Origin of the sequence: Nitrosomonas aestuarii (assembly GCF_003046585.1) — a bacterium.
GTDB lineage: Bacteria > Pseudomonadota > Gammaproteobacteria > Burkholderiales > Nitrosomonadaceae > Nitrosomonas > Nitrosomonas aestuarii.
The window spans coordinates 32,954-57,693 of the sequence record NZ_QAAE01000014.1 but is presented as its reverse complement, the minus strand read 5'-3'; the positions used below and the strand labels follow the sequence as shown (position 1 = coordinate 57,693).

The window sequence follows — 24,740 nt, the reverse complement described above, 5'->3', positions numbered from 1 at the left end:
ACTCAATCCACAACATAAAATTTTAACGACGCCACACATAAATTAGCCTCAAAAGCTCTACCTATAGCGACCAGACCTATGCGCCTGAGCTTGTCTTGATGGAATTTTGTTGTTGTTCTGTAGGCTTCCATATTCGCAAAGGGGATACGAATTGTTTGCCACTCTGGCGTGGCTTTAAAGCTGAAGCGGTATGATTGCCACGGCAGCCAGAGTTCAGTTGTACGAAAGTGAACATTATAATGCTCATTGTTACCGGAAACGCTGAGTTCGATACCTGCATAGGCAGAGGCATCAAACGATCCATTTTCCGCCAGGTTCAGTGCTATTTGGACAAAACCACCATTGTTGTCAGTAGAGACATCACCGTGCAGGTGCAGACAATCCCTGCCTTTATAATTATCCAGCGACAAATTACCACTGGATACGCCACCCATGACCTGATCGGTGACCAGCCGCCATGATGTGCCCAGGCTGGAACTTAAATTGCCACTGGTTCGGTCATCAATAATTAAATCTTTTGCCAAAACGATATTCCAGGTTGAAATGCACATCAACAAACCTATAGCTATAAACAGGTTTATCAGTATAAGGCGCGTGTTTCGCAGATGTAAAATCATTGTATCTCATATGCTAATGGTTTTTTTAGAGTGTACTATACATAAGCCAAATCTGATGCAGATATAAATAGCAGCCAATCGATAATAGTCATAAATTCGTTGTCAAGATCAATGCTGGAGCATAACTCGACCTGCTTATGGATGGCCGCAATGGTTTGTGCAGACAATCAAAAATCATTAATGAGCTGGAATGAACTGATGGTAGCATTGCTACGCACCGGATAACTTCCAGGTATCAGCATAGCATGTACTGCCAGCGACTTATTTTTGACCTGATGCCGCATACTTGGTACATTCAAGACATTTGAACTGGACTATTGTTCTTCATTACGCATGAACTTTAATATTGTTCCGCACAACTGGTTACCTCCTGACGATCAGCAACGTATTGTGTTGCACAACCATGTGCACGCCCGCCCAAGTCAACGCATCCACTTGCCTGCACTGGTAGTTTACGCGGCGGTATTCAACGGTGATGTCACCTTTGAGCAAGAGTGGGAACACCTGCGCCGCCTTCCCGGCCAGGAAACGCTGACGATCGATCACTTACAGAACAACTTTCTGCGGCTGAAACTGCAGAACTATACCGTACGGTGGGAACGCCATACCGAGTTCACACGTTACACGCTTGTGCAACAGTTACCCGAGAACGCGCAACTGGGCGCCACAGACCCTGAATTACTCTCATCCCTGTCCTTACCAGAGGGATGGTTAGGGGGCATTCCGGGCCGGACCTTTGCCGCCATTAAACTGGCTATGGTACATGGTGACCTTGATCGCTTAGAGGAAGTACTGACGCTGGCACGCAGCTGGTTTGGGGAACGCCCCGTGGTGGCTTCCCTCGCCGGCAGAAACAGTCACTCACTCGCAGTAACAGATTTCATGCTGCGTGACAGTGGTTTTGAACGTATGCTGGTGGTTGCACCAATCGAGACCTCCGAGTCACGGGCGGGACGCGCTGCCCAACGCCTGCTCGAAATAGAAACTTACCGGCTGATGGCGCTGCGGGGCTTACCCATTGCGAAGCAGCTGATTCCAGAGCTCAGTAATGCCGAACAACAACTAGCGAATATTACGGCCCAGTTAGAAAACAAAGCCGTCTCCGAACAGGAATTGCTCGACAAGCTGATTTCACTGGCTGTCCGTATTGAGCGGGCAACTGTCGAGCATATGTATCGCTTTGCAGCCACCCGTGCCTATGACAAACTGGTGACGCAACGCATTAGCGAATTAAGAGAGAAAGCTATACCCGGTACGCAAACGATTGGTGAATTTATGGGGCGTCGTCTTTCGCCTGCTATAGCCACAGTTGAAGCTACTGCGCAGCGCATGGTCTCTCTCTCTGAGCGTATTTCACGAACCAGCGACCTGCTGCGCACACGTGTTGACATCATCACCGAGGCACAAAATCAACAATTGCTTGCAAAGCTCACGCGCGGACAGGAATTGCAGTTACGACTGCAAAGCACAGTGGAAGGCTTATCAATCGCGGCTATCTCATATTACGTGGTCAGCCTGGTGTTATATTTAGCCAAGGCGGGCAAGGCTGCTGGTTTGCCGATTTATCCAGAGATGGTTGCCGGTGTCATGATTCCGGTTGTACTCTGGGCTGTATGGTACATAACGCGCCGCATACACGATAAATTCCTAAAGCTGAATTGACGCACGAACCAGGTATTTCTGAACAGGATCTATACGTTTCGCCTGTATAGCCATCACACATCCCCCATTTTTTCAGGCAAGCACCATATATCCATTATTTCTTTGGCGAACAAATGTTATTTAGCAATGTAATTGCAGATATCTGTTTTACTGCAGCGCGCCCTTTTCTTGCCTGGTCGTATACTTTACTGATTAACAATGCATTGTCTACGATCTCAGCTCGAACAGTATACGCATCAAAACCAAAATCAGCACCGAAATTAATCCACTCGAGCGGTACTATAAATTCTGCCCCCCGGGATATATGTCTTGCATCAAAGCCTTCGTGCAATTTGTTTATACTGGACTCTTCGAATTTAATCGATGTCAACTCAGTTCCCGGTTGAGGCGCGCCTTCATACACCCGGATATTGTCGCCTTTTGCCTTGCTCAATGGAATTAGAAGCACGTAATTTTTCTCGTGCTGAATGTTTAAAAGCAAATAATCGCTACCCTCCCCTTCTATTCTTTCGTCTTTGGTTTTTACCTGGAACACGAGGTGATTATCCGGCGTAATGTCCGTTGTCACACGTAGAATATCCAATTCTGGCGACAAAGATTTATCCATAAAAGAAATGATGGTGCGCGGATCCGCTTCGATCTGCATGGCAGACACCGGTCCGGCCATCAAAAGCAATTGCATGAATAACATGGCAATCCAATTCATTCTCAAAATAACTCCCTTTTGTCATGAAATAATTTTGCCACGCTGGTGGCATCCTTTACGGCGTCAAACATTATTTTTATTCTGCCTTGCGGGTCAATTAAGAAGGCGGTGGTACTGTGATCGACCTGATAATTCTGTTGATTGCCCGCATTTTTTGTATAGAAGGCAACTTCGACACCAAACGCAGTTTTAAATTTCGCCAGCTCTTCATCTTCAAAACGTAAATAAGCGATATCGGTTCCGAATCTTTCTGTATAACTCGATAGTGCGCCGACGGAGTCCCTGTCAGGATCAATGGATACGAATGTACCGTTCAATTTGATTTTTTCATCTTCGGCGGCTTGAATAAGCATAGCCAGGTTAGCAAGCGACATGGGACAAATATCCTTGCAGCGGGTAAATCCAAAAACCACCAATTGCCATTGGCTGTTTTCATTCGCATGCGCTTGCTGCAGGTGCGCAAATGTTTCCGCCTGAAGCGGAACAGGTCGGGGCAGAACAAGCGGTGCAGCCATGATATCGATCTGAATAAAAAATAAAAATATCATAACCACTACCCCGGTACTGTGCTTATCTAAAACGTATCTTTTCAAGTTAATTTCTCCTTATTGTTCATTTTGGCAGTCATTCTGTTGTATCGTCTAAACGGCCCACCTTGGACTTGCCTGCAAATGTACACAGGCAAGCGCAGATGGGCCGAACAGTTAATTAATAAAAATGATTAACGGTCACCGCCTGCTGAAAAGAGGCCGTGGGGTTGCACAAGGCCGTCTGCAGGACCCCAGACCTTAACAATGGTATCGGTCCATGTATCGAGCTTAAGCACATAGCCGGAAACCCAGCTTCCTATTATCAAATGGCGATTATCAGGCGTTGGGCTGATGGTATGCGCAACAGCGTAACCCTCCGGCAGATCGCGCCCGGGTTTCATGCGCTTGATAAAACGCGGATTATAACGATCGGTTAAATCCCAAATTGAAATATAGCCATCTTCGCCAAATGTGGGATCAATCGAATCTTCCTCGGCAAGATAAAGTTTGCCATTGATAACAGCCAGGTCGGAAGGTGAACGGAAAACACCCTGACCATTAACACGTTTAGTGTGTCTGATAATTTTCGTCGCGGTTCCCTCCAGCGTATCCAATAACCACACACTTGGTGGAATAATTCTTTTAGTAGTGGATGGTGTCAACGAAGTTTTGTCCAGTTGCATTGAAGCAGTCAGCGCAAACCGTTCATCCAGCCAGTACACATAATGGGTAAACGCCGCATGTCTTTTTTCATTACCCAGCTGGATCTGACCGACCACCTGCAGATCGCCGGTTGCTCTGTTGGGCTCATAAACATCGATCACACTGTTATCAAAAAAATATCCCGTACCAAGACCGATAGTGCCTGATTTATTAAAGGTAACACCATGTGTTTGTTCGGTATAACCTGGAATAGTGATAGGGTCTGCGCTTGCAAAATCATTCGTCTCAAGATCAATGACGCGCATTCTGTCCGCAGTCCATTCAGCCAGATAAGCATATTTTGTGAAAGGCAACAGTGTAAAGCCATGCAGCTGGGTTCCTCTGCCCACAATCCAGTTGGGCACGTCTTGAACATCATTCACCGGCTCGACAAATGGCAGCTCGGCTGGCGTATTCGGGCTGTCCGCCGCCAACACCGATTCCAGCGAAAGCGAAGCTGAACCTGCGTCCCAGTCGATATGATCTACTTTCAATGCAATGATGTAGGACGAATGCAATTCGGTATTATCGGTAGTGACATAGATGACATCTGCTCCCGGCAATATGCCTGTATGTTGTAACGGCAAATCCCCTGGCCAGCCGGCAATACTGGCTGGATCGACAATAATCAACTTATCAGTCTCATAGTTAAACAGATAGAGCACGCGAGTGTGATAGTCAATGGCGGTTACGACAGGCTGCAGGTAATTGTTATAAACATTCGGATATTGATAGTTTGGATATTGTGCACTCCGAAAATGTGTTTCACCTTCGTCATCATCAAAATTTTCAGCGCTTACAGAACCTGCTGATAACGCCAGTACGCATGCAACTGTTATTGAAACCATACGTCTGCGTTTCATTGTTGAAACCATTAAATTTTCCTCCAAGATTAATATTAAATTCTTAACACATTGAAATGTATGAGCTTCAATGCGTCAAGAAACCAGATCGAAAGAAGCGTATGCCGCACCTTCCGATTTACAACAACCCGATATTGATCTGATGCATCCAGATCAATTCCAGGCAAATACACAGCATTGAAAGCCCGCATGTTAATGAGACCGGGCGCTTTATCGCTGTGAGATTTCTCACATCACTTAAAACCTCAATGTTTTATCGTGCCACCCCCTGCTTTCATGAAAATGAAACGATTGAGATATACCTTCTTACCTGCACAGACACGGCAAGATTGTAGAAGCGCTTTATTACATGTTCATAACACTTAAGTTTCATATTGATTAAATATTTATATACAAAGGGATTTATTATGAGTAAGACGTTGATATCTGCGGCATTAACCGGCATTTTTGCATTGACGACCGCGGGATCTGCATTTGCAACGACAACAAAAATGTCTCTAGTCGGCCGAATTCAGTCCGAATACAGCCACATCAATATCGAAGGCTATTCAAGTCAATCCTTAATTAACGACCCGACCTTTTTTTCGTCATGGGGTTTTCGTATATTCGAGAACCTGGGCAATGGTTTTCAGGCAATGGCAATGATTGATTTCGGTTTCGATACAAATGGCTCGGCACAGGGCAGCCGTGAAATCTTTGTCGGAATCAATAACGATGCTATAGGCACCTTAAAAATTGGCCGCACGCACTCACCATTTGCCGATTTTGCCGGCGGCTGGACAATTGATCCCCTGGTCTATACGACCCTGCAGGCTGCCGGTAGCGGCGGCACAATGATTGCCAGCGCAAATGGACTGGGCGCAGGCGCATATTCGGCCGTCAATAGCGTTGTTCGTTTTACATCGGCTGAATTCAACGGTTTTTCGTTTGCCGCCTTGCTGATGCCCGGCGATTCAGAAAAACTGGAAGCCAATCTTGGCGGCGTGCTCGGTGGCCATGGCGGCAATATTGGTGAAACAGGCGGTGAAGACGGCGAGTGGGATGTTCAGTTTGCTGCAAAATATGTTTGGGATTTTCATGAGCATAAATTTGAGGTGTTCGGCGGATATTCCAGAGACAATGTCAGTACCGCGCAAAAAAGAATCACGGCCGTTAATTTAAAAACAGAAGAAGTCGGCCGTATCGGCGGCGTCTGGTCTTACAAAAACGTCCAGATCCAGGGTCAATATGACTTTATCAGCGATGCAATAGGTGCCGCTACCTGTTCGGATGCCGCCGCTTTAGGTGCGATCGGTCAAGTTGCAACCAGACAATGCAACTCTGCAATGAACGCAGGCGGTGACGGCAACATCTGGTATGTTGGCGGTCAATATAAAATGGGCAATGCAACGCTTGTAGCGCAAGGAGGCATGACTGATGCACATGGCACCAGCGTCTTTAAGCGTCGTGCAGCTAAAAGCTATACAATTGGAGGACTTTACCACTTGAGCAAACGAACGAATTTGTTCGGCGGTTACCAACGGGTAAATGTCATCAATCATAATGAAACAGTAGACCGCGACCGCAATACCTGGACAGTTGGATTGCGCCATCTTTTTTAGCCGGGTTCAAATACCCCCTGTGCAGGGGGTAATTGACTGCCGCGGAATCAAACGTAACAAATTAACTCTTAAAGAAAGGATAAGAAAAAATTTATTGGGTCAATAAAAACATACTTGCAACTGGCTATATATATGCCATCGAGAAAAGTCATCCGCTTACTGTTGCTTTGAAAACAGTGTATGTCACGGGGCTATTCGATCAATACACACTCAATCTCGAACTGACAGTAATTCGCTGACTGCAGAAAGCAGTCACATGGAAAGTCCCTTTGCGTTCATCTCAATATTTGCACATGATCAGACTGCCTGGAAACTGAGAATGACTGTTAAGCCTTTTAAAATTAGCTTCAGAAAAAAACAGCCAATGATGCATTGCAAAAAAAAAACCAGACCTTCAATCAGAGATTATTTCCGAATGAAAATCTGGGCAAAAAAAATGAAGGAGGCGGAAGCTTCTCTCCATCATTTTAGAGTAAAAAATGCAAATAAAAGATAACAAAAATACAATTATCAGAAGTTAGTGCATAGAAACCTCAGTCAATTATTATTTTATAGATTTAAATGATATTTACTTTGCGCCCAACTTATTTTTGTATTTGTTTGCTATATTATCTATTGGGAAGAATGATTGAGAATCTCTTTGCAGCTTTATAAGTTTGTTCTTTATATTTTGCATGCCATTAGAACTCGTTGCTATTCCAACCGCATTTTGTCGAAGATTTTCCTTAGCCACAGTATCGCCTTTTGCGAATGACACGCCACTTGTCATCAAAACCAACACTGTAAAAATTGCAATAATCCCTGAAGTTTTACCGTATTTCATAATATATACCTCGTATGTATTAAAGATAAGTCTCTATAAAAGACCAATGATGATACAGGGGCATACTTTACTCATTGTTTATGTCTAAACAATGAAAGTTATTTTAATGTTTTGTGAAAAATTGATGTAATGACCAGCTTTGCAAAGATCACATAATCGCAAAGTCATCATGTTTTTTCTGCGCCATACAAAGCCTGTTACTGAGTACGACAGGGCGTTGACGTTTTCGAATCAACCGATGCAAAACAGAAACAAGTGAGAAAATTGCTGGAAATGGATTTTGAACGGCTGGAAGCCGGCCTGGAGGGCGAAAGCACAGTATGTACCGAACAAAAAACGGCGTTTATGCACATTTTTAGCATGTTTTTAACGCCGCAGCGGTCACGCAGATCGTCTTTCAACCAACTGATAAATATAAATTTGATTTCTAAAAAAGATATGTCATTCGTTTTCAAACTCAAACTTCATATTTGTCGAGAAATTTTACACAATTCATTTTGATCAGCTGCGACAATTTGTCGCAGCTGGATGTTATAAAATTCATATGTTTCAATGTCATGAATTAACTTTTGAAACAATACATGCTGCTTACCCCATGTTAATCGGTGTAATTAAGAGTGAAAAAGTGTCGAAATTTTTAATTATTGACACATTACTGTAACAATTATTCGATCTACCCAGCCTTTCAAGATTTTTTTTTGATCCTGTTCATTGTCAGCACTTGGTTTCCTGTAACGACCATGAAAAATGGCATAAAAATTGCTTGTCTTTTAACATAAGCCAATTTTATCAAATCTATTTTTAATTTTGTCGAAATACATATCAAAAACATTTAATACAAGGCTCGCAAATACACACACAAAAAAATCCAACGCCACATACTGATACAAATTGCGACATATCTGCAAGCTGGCGAGTATTGCACACACCATGCCCTGGCCGACCTGTTCGCGATACACAGAAAAAAACTTTACCTTGATTGACAAGCGCTATTCTAGTTAACAAAAACGCTACAGGCTCAGTATTCAAGAATAATTTTTACACTTTTCGGTAAGCTGACAATAATTAATGGATTTATTCAAAAATACCTATTTGGATTTCCCCGGCAAGAAGCGCTTGCATTTGCCACCTAAAGCGTGCGCCCCCATTATTCAATTGGCCCATGAATTCAACTTTGGCCAATCTTCCAGTGTAAAGCTGATTGCACAATTATTGCCAAATTTGAAAATTTATGAAATCGCAACTACGCCATACCGACACCACCCGCGCCCTCATATTACAATTGATCGCAATCCGGAAGATTTGTCGCTGCTGATATCTGTTAACGGCCCTTCTGTTATCAGATCCGGATGTGACGATCCTCTATATTGCCTTCCCGGAGATGCCTTACTGATGTCGAGTAATCCGGTTCTTCACATACATACGGCTGGCACAATATTTCTTGCAGTCATCGATGTATCCAAAGTACTCATTACATCAGGAATCTCGAATTTGATTACGCCATTGATAAAAAAAATAACCATGTCAACCACGCCAGGATTAGGCCTGCTCACAGGTTATCTTAACATGCTGATAAAGCTGGGAGAAAATGGCTTGCCTGCTGGCATTGTTTCATTGGCTTCTTCGCAGATACAGGACATGACCGCACTACTGCTCAATGCAAAACGCGAAGTACTCGAAATCGCGAACGGACGCAATACACGTCTCGCACGACTCAAAACAATCAAGAACGATATAGAAACGCATATTGCCGATAGCGATCTCACAATCAATCAGGTAGCCATACGTCAAGGTGTATCTGCACAGTATATACGGGCACTGTTTCGCACCGAGAAAACTACTTTTAGTGAATATGTCACCAAATTGCGCCTGCAACGGATATGTTGTCAGCTGCACAATCCGCTGTATACCCGCTACAGCATCAGCGCACTGGCGTTTGATATGGGTTTCAACAACCTTTCCTGGTTCAACCGCGCTTTCAAAACTCACTTTGGAATGACGCCCACAGAATTACGAAATAAATTTACACCATAGCACAACCATTTGCAGCAACATTTTCCATAATGTGACGCTGAATAAGCGCCACACCATCATTTCTCAGCTCAATACTTTGTACGTAGTGTTTATGGCTGATTAACGCAGTTGCGTTCAGTATTAACCCTGATCGCATTCAGTACTATCTCTGGCAACGTTCAGTATCAGTTAATTAGCATTCAGTAGTAGAAGAATCCAATTAATCCATTCATTATCAGCGCTCAAAAAGTTAAGCACAAATCACAGAGGGCTAATTAAATGAAATACATATTCTATTCAGTGGATTCAAATTGTCCGCAACATGTCCCAAAGGCGGTCATCTCTGATCACAAAAGTAAGTCAAAACGGCTGCTGTCTATTTGGATATTAATAGTATCTATTTTTTTGTCAGGAACCAGTACAGTTCTTGCGAGAGAGGCTGAGGACAGACTGGATACAAAATCGAAACAGGGAAAACTACATTTAATCGAATTATGGGCCGAGAAAATACCGGCGGGCATCGAGGGCGGGAATGATTTGTTTGCCTATCGCATGGCCAGCCACGTCATTAAAAAGCGTAACAACGAAACTGATATCACCTCCCGATATTCGATGCAACCGACTATTCCGGGACCCACAATTATCATTGATGAGGGAGACGAAGTAAGGCTTACACTGAAACATGTATTTGATCCGGGTAATTCGGCTACGCTTGAGCAAGTCAGCGTTCATGTACATGGCGTCCACTACGATATTCACAGTGATGGCACCATCGAGTATATCAATCTGGTTGCAGACGAAAGTGCCACGCCGACCATGAGTTATACCTATCACTGGGTTGCCGCACCGGGCACAGCGGGTACATGGCCCTATCATGATCACAATATGATTACACTGAATGGCGCGGAAGACAGGGGGCTTTACGGCGCTGTAATCGTAAACGACAAAAAATCAAAAATTCTTGCCTTGAATAAAGCAGGCAAATTACAAAGAGTGCCTTTATCCAGAATCCAAAAAGAATATGTTTTGTTTATTGGCGATGATGCGTTCTGGGGAACCGAGATCAATAACAAAAACAGACGGCACACGCCGCTTTGGGAAAATCCGACGCTTCTTGCACAGGAAAAAAGCTTCGTCCGCTTTCATTTGATTGCCTTGGGGAACAATACGCATAATTTTAAATTGAATCACTATGAATGGACTGACCCAGGCACCAATTTAGTCATCAGTGAGAAAATAATAGGTCCGCTCGAGAAACATGTTTTTGTTGTTCAGGCAAGAGGGGATTCGCAGTATTGGGATGACACTTTCATCGGCAATTCGCTGAACATGAAAGGCGACTTCAACGTTATTCCCTAATCAACAAAATACTTCTCAAAAAAGGACAGAAAAATGAAATCGATTATTTTTTGGTTGAATAAAAAAACGATGACGGCGCTGATGGCTTTCATGACGGCAATGCTTTTCTCAAGTATCGCACTGGCGGCCACCACGCATACCATCAACATTACAGCTGAAACACTGCCTAATGGCCAATTGGGCTACAAAATGATCAGCCATGACGGTTCAACCCAGAATTATCCTGCAGAAGCAATTATTCCCGGTCCGACATTGTTTGCACAACTTGGTGACACAATCAACATTACACTCACCAACAACACTGGTGTGCCAGTTGGGCTCAATATTCCGGGCATACTGGAAAATGCAGCCGAAGCTGCCGCAGGGGGCGGCTCGCAAAATTATTCGTTCACCGCTAACCAGGCAGGCACCTATCCTTATTATGATGACGGTTCCGGGTTACTCGGATTGTTTGGCGCTCTGATCGTAAATGCTGTCGACGGCTCGGTACAGAGCTATATTGATGGTGACGGCAGTATTATTCCGACTGACGCTGCTGATCTGGACAAGGAATATATCATGTTCATGGTGGGATCAACATTCTGGGGCGCCGAAATAGCCAGCGGCACACAAACACCACTTTGGACCAATCCTGTACTGGGCGCCACATTGAATGAAGTGGTGCGCTTTCATGTATTGTCACTCGAACACGATCATACGTTCCATCTGCATGCACACCGCTGGCTCGACGAAGTCGATCCCGTTCATCAAGGCTTTTCACCCCACATTATCGACGTCAAAATATTGACCGGCAAAGCAGACAGCCATGCATTTACCGTCAAAGCAGGCACGGGCGTCGGCGCAGGCATGTGGCATTTGCACTGTCACGTTGTATCGCATATGGAATCCAATATGGCCGCACGATTCCGCGTGGATGAACCCGGTGCAGCATCCGGTGTCAGCGTAGCGGGCGCAACGCCGTACGGCGCAATATTGCTGAGTTCCAATCAAAGCGATCCTGGATTAGTGACCTTCGAAATTTCAGACGAGCCGGGCAGCTGGTTCAGAAGCGCACGCAGTGATGCAATAGTTGACCCTGCCGGGCCTCTTGGCGCGCTTAATATCAAGACCCGATCACTAGAAGTAATGGCACCGGGTAGCAGTGCACATTTCATTATGTCCGACACCCGTGCAGTGCATACTATTACCACCTTAATCTGGCCAAGCGATGCTGATTCGGAAAACAAGCACGACATACCGTTCGATCAGACCAAAGCATATCGTGGCGGCGGCATCGTGCAACTCAACACGCCCGGACTGTATGTGTTCACGTGTAAAATCCATCCCTATATGTTTGGCGCTGTTATCGTTGACGATCCCAGCACCGAGGGATTGGACCTGGGCGAAGCCATTGATCTGGTAACCGGGATTCATGACCTGCCAACCACGAGTGACCTGGCTACCCGTTTGCTCAGAACCTTTTTTGTCGCCACCACCCAAGAAAACTGGCAGGATTACACCTCACCTGCACCCTGGCATGCTGACTACCCTGATGTTAATGTACGTTTAAGCGGCGGAGCGGTACTGAATCTGCAAGCCGTGCTGGAAAGCAGATACGGTCAGGATATTGTGCTGGGCCCACTGTCAAAGCCTGTAACGCCGGGGATCGGTGAGGTATGGATAAATACCCAGTTTGAAAAAACAGCCAGCAAAACAAAACCTGGCACCATTACTGTGCTGGACACAACGAACTGGACAGTTAAACGTAAAATTGCCTTGCCGGGAATCAATATGAATCATCCACATAATATGTGGGTGGATCGTAATCAGGCAACCGTTTTTCAAACACAATGGTTTGATAACAAACTAACGTTTATTAATCAATCCAACGGTCAGATGATTGATAATATTCAAATTGGCGATTCGCCTTCGCATGTCATGACAATGCCGGACAGTGACGATATTACCGTGGCCATTAATGGCGAGAACAGAATTGTAACCATACCGGCAGGCACAACAACACCGGTATCCAGCATTCCCACACAACTGCCTGGACAGGTTCCTGCAAATCCCCACGGTCACTGGATTACACCGGAAGGCAAGATTGTCACACCCAATATCAACTCATCCGATACCGGTTTTTATGACGGCCATTCCGGACAAATTATTGCGCGGCCCGCCGCGGGCGGAAACTTCTCGCATGGCCCGCATCCGATCGCAATCGGTGTCGGTAACAACAGAATTTACGCAGCCAACCTGCTGGATCATTCTTTGAATGTTTATGATTTTGACGGCAATCCGGTACCGGTTACAGCAAATGGCGGCAAGCCTTATATCAACCTGATCGCATCCTACGATCCTGTGTCAGGCGATGGTGCGGCAAATTCCGGCATTTTACCAATTCAGACACCTGTTGATCCCACCGGGAGGGTGGTCGTAACCGCCAATACAGGTGGCAGCATTACCATTGTCGACACTAGCACCAATACTGTTGTGGCTGTATTACCATGCGACCCTGGTTGCCATGGCGCCAACTTTGGCGCCAAGGCAGGTGGTGGCTACTATGCCTATATAACCAGCAAATTTTCCAATCGACTGATCGTGGTGGATCCAGATCCAAATGATGATGGTGATTTTTCTGACGCAGCGATCGCTGGCACTATAGCCATGGCTGACAATAGCGCCACTACCGATGACGCAGTGGTGAGTCTGGCAGGTATGGGAGGCCAAGGCGTTCTGGCCATCCCCAACGTGTACAATGGGTGGGTACAACAGCTACCTCCCGAATGGCAAGCCGGATTGACAGAAGCACAGAGAAATCCAGTGCCATAATCTGTCAGCTTGCAGCTGAAGCTACATCTGTTTTCGTTTTCAGTAAAGAAAAATCATTTCTGAATAAACAAACCACCTGCATGAATTCATATTCCGGCAGGTGGTTGTTTTATCCACTTAAAAAGCCTAATACTGCTCGACATACCACATCTTCCAGAAGCGGCTACACCGAGCCGAGATTAAGATCAATCATCAAATCTTTTTCCTGGTGCAGTTTGCGCTCAGCGGTGCGTATTTTATTCAAAAATTCGCTTAGCTGAGTAAAAAAACTGTCATCGGCTATTAGTCGGACCCATTCATCGCCATCAGGATCATGTTCGTCCAGATTTCGCCAGAAGAAATCACAGAATTCCCGGAACGGAATGGGACGCGCAGCAACCAGGTCCGCTTTGTTTTTTTGACTCACCCATTGTTGCCGCCGTTTTATCAGATCGGCAGCACCTTTATAAACAATGACAGACAAATACTCATATAAATCATTCGCGCAGTGTATTTGTCCAAGCTCAGGCAATTCCCGTCCGGTTAAAATCTTGGCAATCAGTTCCTGTAAAGTCACTGTAGAAATTTCCAGACTGACGCCTGTTTGCAATGTGTGAATTTTGTCAAGAGCCATTTTTTCGAATTAGTCAATTAAATGATTGATTCGATCTTCAAATACTGCCAAGGTTCATTTTCCGCAATTTTTTACCCTCGCCACACAACCAACAATCGCCCCTGACGTTACTCATAGCGTAAAAATTCTTCTGCAATTGCGTCGGCACCGTGCCGGTTAATCAATGCATCGATTTCTGCAAGCAAACCATCGTCTTCATCTTCATCCAGAACACCATCACCCACTAAACTAGCGGGCAATCCCATAACGATTGCTTGTTTGATGATCTCAAGCGTAGGAGGATTATCATACTCTCTGTTGCTAATCACGGCATCAATCACCCGGGACATTGATTCGCTGGCGCTGTTTTGTACAAAATCATGCGCTAATGCCGTTTCTCCGAATTCTTCAATGAGCGCGTTTAGTTCGTCAAGTAATGATTCATTGATATCAAAGTGATGTATTTGTTCTGCTTCAGTAAACTCCGCTGATAGCAAGCCGGTAACGTAATCACGTATTATCAATAATGTTATATATTCTTCAGGCTCCGAATGATTCAGTCGGCTTTCAATCAGTGCTGACAAACTGGGACTCACGCGTGTAGCCACATCAATTGGATTACGGATCATATTTTTTCCTTTAAACTTTAAAAAATGCCGGTTAAACGCTCTGATATTATTGAGAAATACGTATCAGGATACACAGTTTAACTGAATGAAACCAATAATCATAAAAGCAGTTAGGCACTTGAAAATTGAAAAAGTTACAGTCATTCAAGCGAAAAACAAGACCTGCAAATACGCTGATTCCCGTCTGTAATGTCACTTTTGGTCAACTGGCGCCATGTAATCATGGATAGATTCATCCGTTCAAATAACAGCTACCTTTGCAAATTTTCGCTTACCCACTTGCACTACAACCGTTTCATTACGCGCAATTTTCATGGATTTGTCTTCAATTTTTTGTCCGTTCAATTTGACCGCACCCTGATCTATCATGCGTTGCGCTTCACTTGTGCTGGCTGTTAATCCAGCCTGCTTTAACAACTGAGTCAATAACACCGTATCGTCAGGGATTTGTATGGATTTTTCCGGCATATCATCCGGCAACATGCCGCGTTTGAAACGCGCCTCAAAATCAGTCAAAGCAGCTTCGGCTTCTTTTCGATTATAAAAGCGGGTAACAATTTCCTGTGCAAAAATAACCTTGACGTCACGCGGGTTCCGTCCCTGCTTGACTTCCTGTTGCCATTTTTGGATGGTTTCAATGGACTCAAAAGACAGTAGTTCAATATAACGCCACATCAGTTGATCCGAAACCGACATCAATTTACCGAATATTTCTGTGGGGCTTTCAGTAATACCCACATAATTATTGAGCGATTTGGACATCTTATTGACACCATCCAATCCCTCCAGCAAAGGCATGGTCAGAATACATTGTTGTGGCTGCCCAAAATGCCTTTGTAATTCTCTTCCCATCAGAAGATTAAATTTCTGGTCAGTACCGCCTAATTCCAGATCGGCTTTCAGTGCGACCGAATCATAACCTTGAACCAGAGGATATAAAAACTCATGTATTGCGATAGGTTGTTTGCCGCGGTAACGTTTTTCAAAATCATCGCGCTCCAGCATGCGTGCAACTGTATAGGTCGATGCCAGCCTTATCAAGTCCGCTGCTTTGAGTTTATCCATCCACGATGAATTAAAGACAATTTCAGTCTGATCGGGGTGCAGAATTTTAAATACCTGAGTTGTGTATGACTGAGCGTTTTCAGCCACCTGCTCTTGTGTCAAAGGTGGACGCGTAGCGTTTTTACCGCTTGGATCGCCGATCATGCCGGTAAAATCACCGATCAAAAAAAGAACATGGTGACCCAAATCCTGAAGCTGCCGCAACTTGTTCAGCAAAACGGCATGACCCAAATGCAAATCGGGTGCTGTCGGATCAAACCCGGCTTTTACCCGTAATGACTTACCTGAGTTAAGCTTAGTTTTTAACTCTTGCTCAATTAGTAGCTCATGACTACCATATTTGATGATTTCTATATGCTGACTGACTGTTTTGTTCACAATAAATTTTTTCAAGTTGTTTCGACCGGATTAATCCGGCCAGAAGTTTTCTATGCTGCACATACACATTGTAAATTGTACTTTAGTGTAATGTTTTCAATTTTTCATGTTAGAATCAGTTCATTTCTGTAGCCTGACATGAATTGAATTAACATTAAAAAAGAGGAATATCCTGTATGCGATTTATGCCAATACGCAGTAAATCAAGAATTTTAGCTCAAAAATCACATAGACTGACTAAAAAAACGCTACGCTGGCTAATTGTATTATCGACTATACCCTTATTTGGATTTGTTACTGCATTTGGTATTGCACCCAATACACCTTCCCTTCAAGACGTCCCTATAGAAGAAGTTGTTCGCGACTTATACCTGCCCGAAGTTTTACCGGACCCCGAATCAGCATCAGATCAATCGTTCTGGCGGCAAGAAAGTATTCGCCGCGGGGACACGATATCAGCCATTCTTGATCGACTGGACGTCAACCAACAGGACAAACTGGACTTTCTACGTACCGCACGTGACAGCCGCGCAATGCGTCAGTTGAAGCCAGGAAAAACAGTACACGCACAAACTACCGCAGACGGCAGCTTGTTAACACTCCGCTATTTCTTTGGAAATGGAGAATTATTTCTAATGGAGAAAACGGATCAGGCATTCAAAATGTCTGAACAACAAATTGAGCTTGAGTCTCAAGTTCAGATGAAATCAGGGGTTGTGAATAGCTCATTGTTTGCCGCCACTGATAGTGCTGGAATCCCTAATAATGTTGCTGCCCAGATGATTGAAATACTGGCATCTGAAATCGATTTTCATCGAGACTTGCGCAAAGGAGACCGCTTTACAGTCGTCTATGAAACGCTGTTGGATACCAATGGCGAACATGCCAAAACTGGAAAAGTCTTGGCGGTTGAATTCGTCAATAACAGCAAAGCATATCAAGCGATTTATTTTCAGTCTTCTAACGGCGATTTTGGTTATTATACGCCCGAGGGAGAAAGCTTACGCAAAGCATTTTTGAGGGCACCGCTTGATTTTTCACGTATCAGTTCTGGTTTCACCAACGCGCGCTTCCATCCTGTACTCAAAAAGTGGCGCGCACATAAAGGCATTGATTATGCGGCGCCGACAGGTACACCAGTCAAAGCAACTGCTAATGGAACTGTTTCTTTTGCAGGCACACAAAGAGGTTATGGCAAGCTTATTATTCTTAAACATAGTGATCAATATGAAACAGCCTATGGCCATCTTTCCGGTTTTACCAAAGGATTAACCAATGGCAAGCGTATCAAACAAGGCGATATCATCGGGTATGTCGGCATGACAGGTATGGCGACCGGACCACACTTGCACTATGAATTGCGTGTCAATGGTGTACAGCGCGATCCATCAAAAGTAATCCTGCCGACAGCGCCGCCAATTGCTAAAAAAGATATGCCGATTTTTCAAAACGAAACAGAATCACTGGTTTCGCGTCTCGATATTATGCGCAGTCTCCATTTTGCCGCATTGAACTAGAAGTTGATTTACAGCAAGCAGGATTAAAGCTTTGTGGAATCGGGACGCTATATCGGCATCATGTCCGGAACAAGTCTTGATGGTGTCGATGCTGTATTAGTTGATTTTGATCATAACCAACGCGCCTCATGTATTGAGACTTTTTTTTCCTCTTTTGATAATACACTTAGATCAAGACTACTTGCCCTGCATCATTCAGGTGGCGATGAATTAAACAAAGCAGCGCTGATAAGCAATCAATTATCCCATCAATATGCACATGCGGTAGCCAGCCTCCTGGAAAGAAGCGCGCTTGCGCCCCGAAATGTTATTGCAATTGGATGTCACGGCCAGACAATTCGCCATTGCCCCGAAACCGATAAAAGCTATACGATCCAGCTTGTTAATGCTGCACTATTGGCCGAACTCACTGAGATCACTGTAATCGCTGATTTCAGAAACCGTGATATTGCCGCAGGCGGTCAGGGTGCACCACTGGTACCCGCTTTTCACAAGGCCATGTTCATGGATTCAAACAGTCGTCGTACTATTATCAATATTGGTGGCATTGCTAATCTGACATACCTAGATCCAAGAATACCGGTAAGTGGATTTGATTGTGGCCCCGGCAATTTATTAATGGACGCCTGGTGTTTACAGCACACTGGCCAATCCTATGATAAGAACGGCCAATGGGCCGCCACCGGCCAGGTGATTCCTGCTTTGCTTGATAGTTTTATATCGGCAGATTATTTTGCCTGTACACCGCCCAAAAGTACCGGCAGAGACTTGTTTAATATTAAATGGCTGAGAAGTCATTTGCAGGGACATGAATCGCCGGAAGATGTTCAAGCGACTTTAATGCAGCTAACCATTACGTCAATTACGCAATCAATCGAGCAATTTTATCCAGCAACTGAAGCAGTGTATGTATGTGGCGGAGGTGCGCATAATTTACAAATGATGCGTCATTTGAAAAACGCTCTTTCCGATAAAAAGGTAGCCGTAACTGATGAACTGGGAGTACAAGCTGACTGGGTTGAGGCCTGTGCTTTTGCTTGGTTAGCGCGTCAGGCGATCTTGAAACAACCGGGAAATATTCCTTCAGTTACTGGCGCCAAAGGAGAGAGAATACTGGGCGCCATCTATTCAGCTTGAGTGCTATAAAAAACAAGCGAATATTTACACACACTCTTCTCCATGCTTGCCTTTTCAGTCATACCGAAAATGAAGAGCCGCAACCGCATGTGCTAGAAGCACCCGGGTTTTTGATTATAAACTGCGCGCCTTGTATGTTTTCCTGATAATCGATTTCAGCGCCAACCAGATACTGAAAACTCATGGAATCAACTAATAACTGAACACCGTTTTTTTCCAGTACCATATCATCATCGTTAATCAATTCATCAAATGTAAATCCATATTGGAAACCGGAGCAGCCTCCACCACTCACGAAGACTCTAAGTTTAAGGGCCTGGTTACCTTCCTCCATAATCAGTTCTTTGACTTTGTTTGCCGCATTCTCGGTAAACAGGATAGGAGTATTGGGATCTTCGATTGACATATTTATTAATATATTAAATTGCTAGTGGATTTAAATTGATTCAATTTAGATTGATAAACGATTGTAAAATACTCAAGTATCTTATTCAGGAGCAACCGGTATTAGTGTGACCATTTTTTCCGATTGAAGTTTATCCTGATGAATCATTTTTCCATCGACAGAAGCGCCCAGTTTGATTTCTATTGCACCATAATGCACATCTCCATGAATCTGGGCGTTCCCCTGTAACTCCAGATATTTGAATGCATGAATCGGCCCTGTTACCGTTCCATTAATGATAACGTTGGCCACTTGAATTTTTCCTTCTATATGGCCTGCATCACTGAGCACCAATGTGCTCTGTTCTTCATCCTCAGCAATAACATTACCATTAATATGACCATCAATGCGCAGACCGCCACTAAAATTAATATCACCCGTGATATTTGTATTTGCCCCAATCAGGGTATCTATATGATTATGCATTTTTGTCTTTTTCTTTTTTCCAAACATCATTATCTCCCTTACAAAGATAGTTCGACAGTTTGAGTCAATTTTGCTTGAGCATCATTTTGTTCAAAAACCTGCACCTTCATACTCTCAACGACGCTATCAGGAGGCACTTTAAAAGACTCTTCTATTCTATGATAAAACTTAAAATTGACATTAAAATTTTGTTTTGTATTTTTATTGGCCAACAATACTGTTTTTGTTTGATCATTTTGCCGCAAATTTACAAAGAACTTCAGACTTCCGTTAAAGTCTTTAGGCCGCTGACCACCTTGCACTAACGATACCGTGTATCGATATACACCAGGATTAATATCTTTCTTCAGACTGAAATGATGTATGGAAATTCCGCTATTAATTTTTGTATTGCCGGCCATGACATGTTCAAAAAAATCGAGCTCTTCTTTCAAACGATTATTTTCTTTACTGAGCAGCTTGGTTTGTTTAGCCAGATTATCGTTGGCTGCTTGTATCATCTGAAATTGTCTCGTTAATTCGGCCAGTTGCGTGCATAAAGCCGCGCGTTTCTTCTGTAAACAAGTCGCCATATTATAAGACCCGCCCAATTTGTTATGCGGTACGGCGCTCATCTCACCCGCTGAACTTCTGCCCACTTCATACATTCCCCAAGAAAGCAGCAACAAGAGTAAGCAAACAACAATAATGGCCAGCAAACGTGACTGCCATGATACATGTGGACGCACCACAACACGTGAAGACAATATTTCAGATTTTTTCTTGAATAGTTTTTTCACGCGCAAAACTCAACAAATTAAATTAGCAAACCTGTGAAAAATTACTTATTGTTAATCAGCAAATGACTAAGGCAGCAGCGGAATCTGAGTGATGCCCAACGTTTCTGGCAAACCGAACATTATGTTCATGTTCTGCACTGCTTGACCGGCAGCACCTTTAACCAGATTATCGGTAACTGAGAGAATTACAACTGTATCGCAATTTTGCGGCCGATGAACTGCTATGCGACAAATATTCGAACCGCGCACCGAGCGCGTTTCGGGGTGCCTCCCTGCTGGCAATACGTCCACAAATGCTTCACCAGCATAGCGTTTTTCGTATAAATCCTGCAAATTAATTTGTTTATTACTGCTTAATCTGGCATAGAGCGTCGCATGTATGCCACGAATCATGGGCACCAAGTGAGGTACGAATGTAAGCCCGACCTGTTCTCCGGCCACCTTGGATAATCCCTGCTTGATTTCAGGAAGATGACGATGGCCCGGAACACCATAGGCCTTGAAGTTATCGGAAGCTTCTGCATGCAACGTATGTACTTCCGCTTTTCTGCCAGCACCTGAAACACCTGATTTGACATCTGCGATTAGCTGTTTGATATCGACTAATCCCGATTCTATCAACGGTAAAAAACCCAGTTGCACAGCAGTCGGATAACACCCAGGATTGGCAATCAGACGCGCTGTTTTAATCTGGTCACGGCTTATTATTTCAGGCAACCCATAAACGGCTTCCGCTACCAGTTCAGGACAAGCATGCTGCATACCGTACCACTTTTCCCACTCAGTAATATCTTTTATGCGAAAGTCTGCAGCCAGGTCAATTATTCTCACACCTGAATTAATCAGCGCTTCTGCTTGTTGCATTGCAATACCATTTGGCGTCGCAAAAAAAACAAGATCGCATTCAGTCAGCTTTGATTCAGCCGGATCAATAAATTTTAGATCAACATAGCCCCTTAAGCTGGTAAAAAGCTCAGCGACTTCCATCCCCGCCTCACTTCGAGACGTTATGGTCTTAATATTTACTTTAGGATGCTGCGCCAGGAAACGCAGCAACTCCACACCTGTGTAACCTGTTCCGCCTACGATACCGACATTAATCATATTCAATTCTAATTTCTGGTTTAATCAGTCTTTACTTCCAAGAAATATAATGACAGGTTAAAAACAAAAAGCAAACAAAAAAAACAAGCTTCAAATAAAAAAAGCCGCCATAACATCGGCGGCTTTTTTGATGCTTCGTGTACTCTTATTAATATCAGCAGTAAAGCACTAACGTTTAGAAAATTGTTTGCGCCGCCTTGCTTTACGCAAGCCAACTTTTTTTCTTTCAACCTCACGTGCATCACGCGTAACAAGACCGGCTTTACTTAATACCGGCTTTAGTTCATCGTCATAGTCAATAAGTGCACGCGTAATCCCATGACGCACAGCTCCTGCCTGTCCCGACTCACCCCCACCGTGAATATTCACCAAAATATCAAACTTCGTCAGATTATCCGTCAGTTCAAGTGGTTGTCGAACAATCATACGTCCTGTTTCGCGTGAAAAAAACTCATCTACAGGTTTGCTATTAACAACAATCGTTCCTGTGCCAGGCTTGATAAATACACGCGCTACTGCACTTTTTCGTCGACCGGTTCCGTAATTATATTGTGAACTCATAGTTTAACCCTTGACTTCAAGGAGTTGTGGCTGTTGCGCTGCATGTGGATGTGTATCACCTATATACAATTTAAGTTTCTTAATCATAGCATATCCGAGCGGTCCTTTTGGCAACATGCCTTTGACTGCCTTTTCCAATGGCTTTCCAGGAAAACGTACTTGCAATTTCTTGAAGTTGGTTTCATACAATCCACCGGGATAGCCTGTATGCCTATAATATTTTTTGTCTTCCGCCTTATTACCGGTAACGCGAAGCTTATCAACATTAATCACGATAATATAATCACCGGTATCAACATGAGGTGTATAAATGGCTTTATGTTTGCCCCGCAAACGATGTGCAATCGCCGAAGCAAGTCGCCCCAATACTTTATCAGTCGCATCAATTACAAACCAGTCATGCTTTACTTCATGTGGCTTAGCTGAGAATGTTTTCACGAAAAACCTATATCCTGCAAATTCAAAAAGAGGCGGCAATTCTATTTCACTCGAAGCAAAAAGTCAAACAAAGTAATAACTGACTAAACATATATCGACTGGTGTATAGATTCCAGGGCATTCATGGTTATAATTAGATTTTTACAACATCAACGCCAGCCGGACTCCAAAACTATTGTCGTTAATGACGAGGGGCAACACTTGAAAGACAAATCCAAAAAGAATTTCCCGACACACGCATCCACTGAACCCGCTGTTTCCAATTTTATTCGCAGTATCATTAATGAAGATAATCGTACCGGCAAATGGCAGGGACGCGTAGAAACTCGTTTTCCACCAGAACCTAATGGCTATCTGCACATTGGACATGCAAAAAGTATTTGTTTGAATTTTGGTATCGCACAGGAATATAACGGTATCTGTCATCTACGCTTTGATGATACCAATCCCGCGAAGGAAGCACAGGAATACGTCGATGCTATTTGCGATAATGTGCTATGGCTGGGTTTTGACTGGGGAAAACACCTATATTATTCCTCTGATTACTTCGAACAATTGTATTCTTTTGCAGAATATCTGATTAATCAGGGCAAAGCATATGTTGACAGCCAGTTGGCTGATGAAATACGCGAGCAACGCGGCACCTTAACCAACCCTGGTCAGAATAGCCCATACCGCGAACGTTCCACTGCTGAGAACCTGGATTTGTTTCGGCGCATGAAAGCGGGTGAATTTGCCGAAGGTACACATGTATTGCGCGCAAAAATAGATATGGAATCACCTAATATCAATATGCGTGATCCGGTCATCTACCGCATTCGCTACGTACACCACCAACGCACGGGAGACAAATGGTGTATTTATCCCATGTACGATTATACCCATTGCATTTCGGATGCACTGGAAAACATCACCCACTCGTTATGCACGCTCGAATTCGAAGATCACCGCCCGCTTTATGACTGGGTACTGGATCAACTGCAGCAAAAAATACCCTGCCATCCACAACAAATCGAGTTCGCTCGCTTGAATCTAACCTTTACTGTCATGAGCAAACGCAAGCTCATTGAACTGGTGGAGTGCAAACTTGTCGACGGCTGGGATGATCCACGTCTTAGTACCCTTGCAGGTGTGCGTCGACGTGGTTATACAGCCCGTTCAATTCACATGTTTACCGAACGAATTGGCGTCAGTAAAGCTGATTCCTGGATAGACATGGGGGTATTGGAGGATTGTCTGCGTGAAGATCTGAATGAATCTGCACCACGCAGAATCGCTATTTTGAAACCTTTGAAACTGATTATTGATAATTATCCCGAAGAACAGGAAGAAGACTGCTTTGCACCCAATCACCCACAAAAACCGGAATGGGGAAAACGCATTGTACCGTTTTCCAAAATAGTATACGTCGAACAGGATGATTTTATGGAACAGCCTGTTAAAGGTTATTTTCGCCTTGCACCCGGTGAAGAAGTCCGTCTGCGCTATGCCTATATTGTGAAATGTATCCAGGTAGACAAAAATGCACAGGGCGAAATAGAAGCCATACATTGCACCTATGACCCGGACACCAAAAGCGGCACAGATGGCTCAGCGAAACGCAAAATAAAAGGAAACATACACTGGCTTTCGGCAAAACATGCAAAAAAAGCAGAAGTTCGCCTGTATGACCGCCTGTTTACCGATCCCTACCCTGATAGCGGAGGTAAGGATTACAAAACTTCCCTCAACCCGGATTCTAAAAAAATTATTTATGCTTACGTTGAACCAATTCTATGTAAAGCCGATCCGGAACAATGCTTTCAGTTCGAACGCAATGGTTATTTCATCGCCGACCGCATTGACAGCAAATCTGGGAAACCCGTATTCAACCGCGCAGTGACATTACGCGATTCATGGGGAAAAATTGCCGGCGCCTGAATAGTGTTCGCCTGATTTTGCTGTGTATATCCAACTAACAGCTATACTAATTGAATTAAAAG

General features: G+C 44.0%; 22 protein-coding genes. 8 read left to right on the top strand and 14 right to left on the bottom strand.

Annotation, left to right across the window (positions count from 1 at the left end):
- Nucleotides 1-2: 2 nt before the first annotated feature.
- On the bottom strand, nucleotides 3-551 hold the full coding sequence (locus C8R11_RS11805) for a CIA30 family protein (RefSeq protein WP_107795893.1): 549 nt from the start codon (nucleotides 549-551) through the stop codon (nucleotides 3-5).
- A 399-nt stretch (nucleotides 552-950) separates the two neighbouring features.
- On the opposite strand from C8R11_RS11805, the gene C8R11_RS11800 reads away from it, so the two are divergent.
- Nucleotides 951-2,279, top strand: coding sequence for a DUF3422 family protein (locus C8R11_RS11800; RefSeq protein ID WP_107795876.1), 1,329 nt, complete (start codon nucleotides 951-953; stop codon nucleotides 2,277-2,279).
- Nucleotides 2,280-2,373: 94 nt separating this feature from the next.
- Here the strand turns inward: C8R11_RS11800 and C8R11_RS11795 are convergent, their stop codons facing one another.
- From C8R11_RS11795 to C8R11_RS11785, 3 genes are all read right to left on the bottom strand, one after another.
- Complete coding sequence (locus C8R11_RS11795; RefSeq protein WP_107795875.1) at nucleotides 2,374-2,985, bottom strand: DUF1292 domain-containing protein; 612 nt, start codon at nucleotides 2,983-2,985, stop codon at nucleotides 2,374-2,376.
- Between the two features lie 2 nt (nucleotides 2,986-2,987).
- Entirely contained in the window at nucleotides 2,988-3,578 is a 591-nt protein-coding gene (locus tag C8R11_RS11790; RefSeq protein WP_244907655.1) for an SCO family protein, read from the bottom strand.
- Between the two features lie 128 nt (nucleotides 3,579-3,706).
- Complete coding sequence (locus C8R11_RS11785) at nucleotides 3,707-5,092, bottom strand: hypothetical protein (RefSeq protein ID WP_244907654.1); 1,386 nt, start codon at nucleotides 5,090-5,092, stop codon at nucleotides 3,707-3,709.
- Nucleotides 5,093-5,487: 395 nt separating this feature from the next.
- On the opposite strand from C8R11_RS11785, the gene C8R11_RS11780 reads away from it, so the two are divergent.
- Nucleotides 5,488-6,681: a porin gene (locus C8R11_RS11780; RefSeq protein ID WP_107795874.1), complete on the top strand. Its 1,194-nt coding sequence runs from the start codon at nucleotides 5,488-5,490 to the stop codon at nucleotides 6,679-6,681.
- Between the two features lie 568 nt (nucleotides 6,682-7,249).
- Here C8R11_RS11780 and C8R11_RS11770 read toward each other — a convergent pair.
- Nucleotides 7,250-7,504 carry a hypothetical protein gene (locus C8R11_RS11770; protein WP_107795872.1) on the bottom strand — a complete coding sequence of 85 codons (255 nt, stop codon included), beginning with the start codon at nucleotides 7,502-7,504 and terminating at the stop codon, nucleotides 7,250-7,252.
- A 1,068-nt stretch (nucleotides 7,505-8,572) separates the two neighbouring features.
- Here C8R11_RS11770 and C8R11_RS11755 point away from each other — a divergent pair.
- The 3 genes from C8R11_RS11755 (at nucleotide 8,573) to C8R11_RS11745 (ending at nucleotide 13,687) form a co-directional block, all read left to right on the top strand.
- Nucleotides 8,573-9,538 carry an AraC family transcriptional regulator gene (locus tag C8R11_RS11755; protein ID WP_107795869.1) on the top strand — a complete coding sequence of 322 codons (966 nt, stop codon included), beginning with the start codon at nucleotides 8,573-8,575 and terminating at the stop codon, nucleotides 9,536-9,538.
- A gap of 258 nt (nucleotides 9,539-9,796) precedes the next feature.
- Nucleotides 9,797-10,876: a multicopper oxidase domain-containing protein gene (locus tag C8R11_RS11750; protein WP_107795868.1), complete on the top strand. Its 1,080-nt coding sequence runs from the start codon at nucleotides 9,797-9,799 to the stop codon at nucleotides 10,874-10,876.
- Nucleotides 10,877-10,909: 33 nt separating this feature from the next.
- Nucleotides 10,910-13,687, top strand: a complete 2,778-nt coding sequence (locus C8R11_RS11745; RefSeq protein WP_107795867.1) for a multicopper oxidase domain-containing protein — start codon at nucleotides 10,910-10,912, stop codon at nucleotides 13,685-13,687.
- Nucleotides 13,688-13,850: 163 nt separating this feature from the next.
- Here the strand turns inward: C8R11_RS11745 and C8R11_RS11740 are convergent, their stop codons facing one another.
- From C8R11_RS11740 to tyrS, 3 genes are all read right to left on the bottom strand, one after another.
- Nucleotides 13,851-14,300, bottom strand: a complete 450-nt coding sequence (locus C8R11_RS11740; RefSeq protein WP_107795866.1) for a hypothetical protein — start codon at nucleotides 14,298-14,300, stop codon at nucleotides 13,851-13,853.
- 107 nt (nucleotides 14,301-14,407) lie between these two features.
- On the bottom strand, nucleotides 14,408-14,908 hold the full coding sequence (locus tag C8R11_RS11735) for a hypothetical protein (RefSeq protein ID WP_090697537.1): 501 nt from the start codon (nucleotides 14,906-14,908) through the stop codon (nucleotides 14,408-14,410).
- Nucleotides 14,909-15,148: 240 nt separating this feature from the next.
- Nucleotides 15,149-16,366, bottom strand: a complete 1,218-nt coding sequence (tyrS, locus tag C8R11_RS11730; protein ID WP_425320587.1) for a tyrosine--tRNA ligase — start codon at nucleotides 16,364-16,366, stop codon at nucleotides 15,149-15,151.
- A gap of 161 nt (nucleotides 16,367-16,527) precedes the next feature.
- Between tyrS and C8R11_RS11725 the strand changes: the two genes are divergently transcribed.
- Complete coding sequence (locus tag C8R11_RS11725; RefSeq protein WP_107795865.1) at nucleotides 16,528-17,868, top strand: peptidoglycan DD-metalloendopeptidase family protein; 1,341 nt, start codon at nucleotides 16,528-16,530, stop codon at nucleotides 17,866-17,868.
- A 33-nt stretch (nucleotides 17,869-17,901) separates the two neighbouring features.
- Nucleotides 17,902-19,005, top strand: coding sequence for an anhydro-N-acetylmuramic acid kinase (locus tag C8R11_RS11720; RefSeq protein ID WP_107795864.1), 1,104 nt, complete (start codon nucleotides 17,902-17,904; stop codon nucleotides 19,003-19,005).
- A gap of 58 nt (nucleotides 19,006-19,063) precedes the next feature.
- On the opposite strand, the gene erpA is transcribed toward C8R11_RS11720, so the two are convergent.
- From erpA to rplM, 6 genes are all read right to left on the bottom strand, one after another.
- Complete coding sequence (erpA, locus tag C8R11_RS11715) at nucleotides 19,064-19,411, bottom strand: iron-sulfur cluster insertion protein ErpA (RefSeq protein ID WP_090697530.1); 348 nt, start codon at nucleotides 19,409-19,411, stop codon at nucleotides 19,064-19,066.
- Nucleotides 19,412-19,492: 81 nt separating this feature from the next.
- A complete protein-coding gene (locus C8R11_RS11710; RefSeq protein WP_425320586.1) occupies nucleotides 19,493-19,876 on the bottom strand; it encodes a bactofilin family protein in 384 nt (127 codons plus the stop codon).
- Between the two features lie 38 nt (nucleotides 19,877-19,914).
- Nucleotides 19,915-20,574: a DUF6776 family protein gene (locus tag C8R11_RS11705; RefSeq protein ID WP_244907653.1), complete on the bottom strand. Its 660-nt coding sequence runs from the start codon at nucleotides 20,572-20,574 to the stop codon at nucleotides 19,915-19,917.
- Nucleotides 20,575-20,721: 147 nt separating this feature from the next.
- A complete protein-coding gene (gene argC / locus C8R11_RS11700; protein ID WP_107795861.1) occupies nucleotides 20,722-21,759 on the bottom strand; it encodes an N-acetyl-gamma-glutamyl-phosphate reductase in 1,038 nt (345 codons plus the stop codon).
- A 168-nt stretch (nucleotides 21,760-21,927) separates the two neighbouring features.
- Complete coding sequence (gene rpsI / locus C8R11_RS11695; protein WP_107795860.1) at nucleotides 21,928-22,320, bottom strand: 30S ribosomal protein S9; 393 nt, start codon at nucleotides 22,318-22,320, stop codon at nucleotides 21,928-21,930.
- A 3-nt stretch (nucleotides 22,321-22,323) separates the two neighbouring features.
- Nucleotides 22,324-22,758 (bottom strand): 50S ribosomal protein L13, encoded by a 435-nt coding sequence (rplM, locus tag C8R11_RS11690; RefSeq protein ID WP_107795859.1) that lies wholly within the window; start codon nucleotides 22,756-22,758, stop codon nucleotides 22,324-22,326.
- A 123-nt stretch (nucleotides 22,759-22,881) separates the two neighbouring features.
- On the opposite strand from rplM, the gene C8R11_RS11685 reads away from it, so the two are divergent.
- Complete coding sequence (locus C8R11_RS11685) at nucleotides 22,882-24,678, top strand: glutamine--tRNA ligase/YqeY domain fusion protein (protein WP_107795858.1); 1,797 nt, start codon at nucleotides 22,882-22,884, stop codon at nucleotides 24,676-24,678.
- The last annotated feature ends 62 nt before the right edge of the window (nucleotides 24,679-24,740 follow it).

Coding starts and splice junctions, on each gene's coding strand:
- C8R11_RS11805 (WP_107795893.1), bottom strand. CDS start 551: ATGTGCATTTCAACCTGGAATATCGTTTTGGCAAAAGATTTAATTATT.
- C8R11_RS11800 (WP_107795876.1), top strand. CDS start 951: ATGAACTTTAATATTGTTCCGCACAACTGGTTACCTCCTGACGATCAG.
- C8R11_RS11795 (WP_107795875.1), bottom strand. CDS start 2,985: ATGAATTGGATTGCCATGTTATTCATGCAATTGCTTTTGATGGCCGGA.
- C8R11_RS11785 (WP_244907654.1), bottom strand. CDS start 5,092: ATGGTTTCAACAATGAAACGCAGACGTATGGTTTCAATAACAGTTGCA.
- C8R11_RS11780 (WP_107795874.1), top strand. CDS start 5,488: ATGAGTAAGACGTTGATATCTGCGGCATTAACCGGCATTTTTGCATTG.
- C8R11_RS11770 (WP_107795872.1), bottom strand. CDS start 7,504: ATGAAATACGGTAAAACTTCAGGGATTATTGCAATTTTTACAGTGTTG.
- C8R11_RS11755 (WP_107795869.1), top strand. CDS start 8,573: ATGGATTTATTCAAAAATACCTATTTGGATTTCCCCGGCAAGAAGCGC.
- C8R11_RS11750 (WP_107795868.1), top strand. CDS start 9,797: ATGAAATACATATTCTATTCAGTGGATTCAAATTGTCCGCAACATGTC.
- C8R11_RS11745 (WP_107795867.1), top strand. CDS start 10,910: ATGAAATCGATTATTTTTTGGTTGAATAAAAAAACGATGACGGCGCTG.
- C8R11_RS11740 (WP_107795866.1), bottom strand. CDS start 14,300: ATGGCTCTTGACAAAATTCACACATTGCAAACAGGCGTCAGTCTGGAA.
- C8R11_RS11735 (WP_090697537.1), bottom strand. CDS start 14,908: ATGATCCGTAATCCAATTGATGTGGCTACACGCGTGAGTCCCAGTTTG.
- C8R11_RS11725 (WP_107795865.1), top strand. CDS start 16,528: ATGCGATTTATGCCAATACGCAGTAAATCAAGAATTTTAGCTCAAAAA.
- erpA (WP_090697530.1), bottom strand. CDS start 19,411: ATGTCAATCGAAGATCCCAATACTCCTATCCTGTTTACCGAGAATGCG.
- C8R11_RS11710 (WP_425320586.1), bottom strand. CDS start 19,876: ATGCATAATCATATAGATACCCTGATTGGGGCAAATACAAATATCACG.
- argC (WP_107795861.1), bottom strand. CDS start 21,759: ATGATTAATGTCGGTATCGTAGGCGGAACAGGTTACACAGGTGTGGAG.
- rpsI (WP_107795860.1), bottom strand. CDS start 22,320: ATGAGTTCACAATATAATTACGGAACCGGTCGACGAAAAAGTGCAGTA.
- C8R11_RS11685 (WP_107795858.1), top strand. CDS start 22,882: ATGGTTATAATTAGATTTTTACAACATCAACGCCAGCCGGACTCCAAA.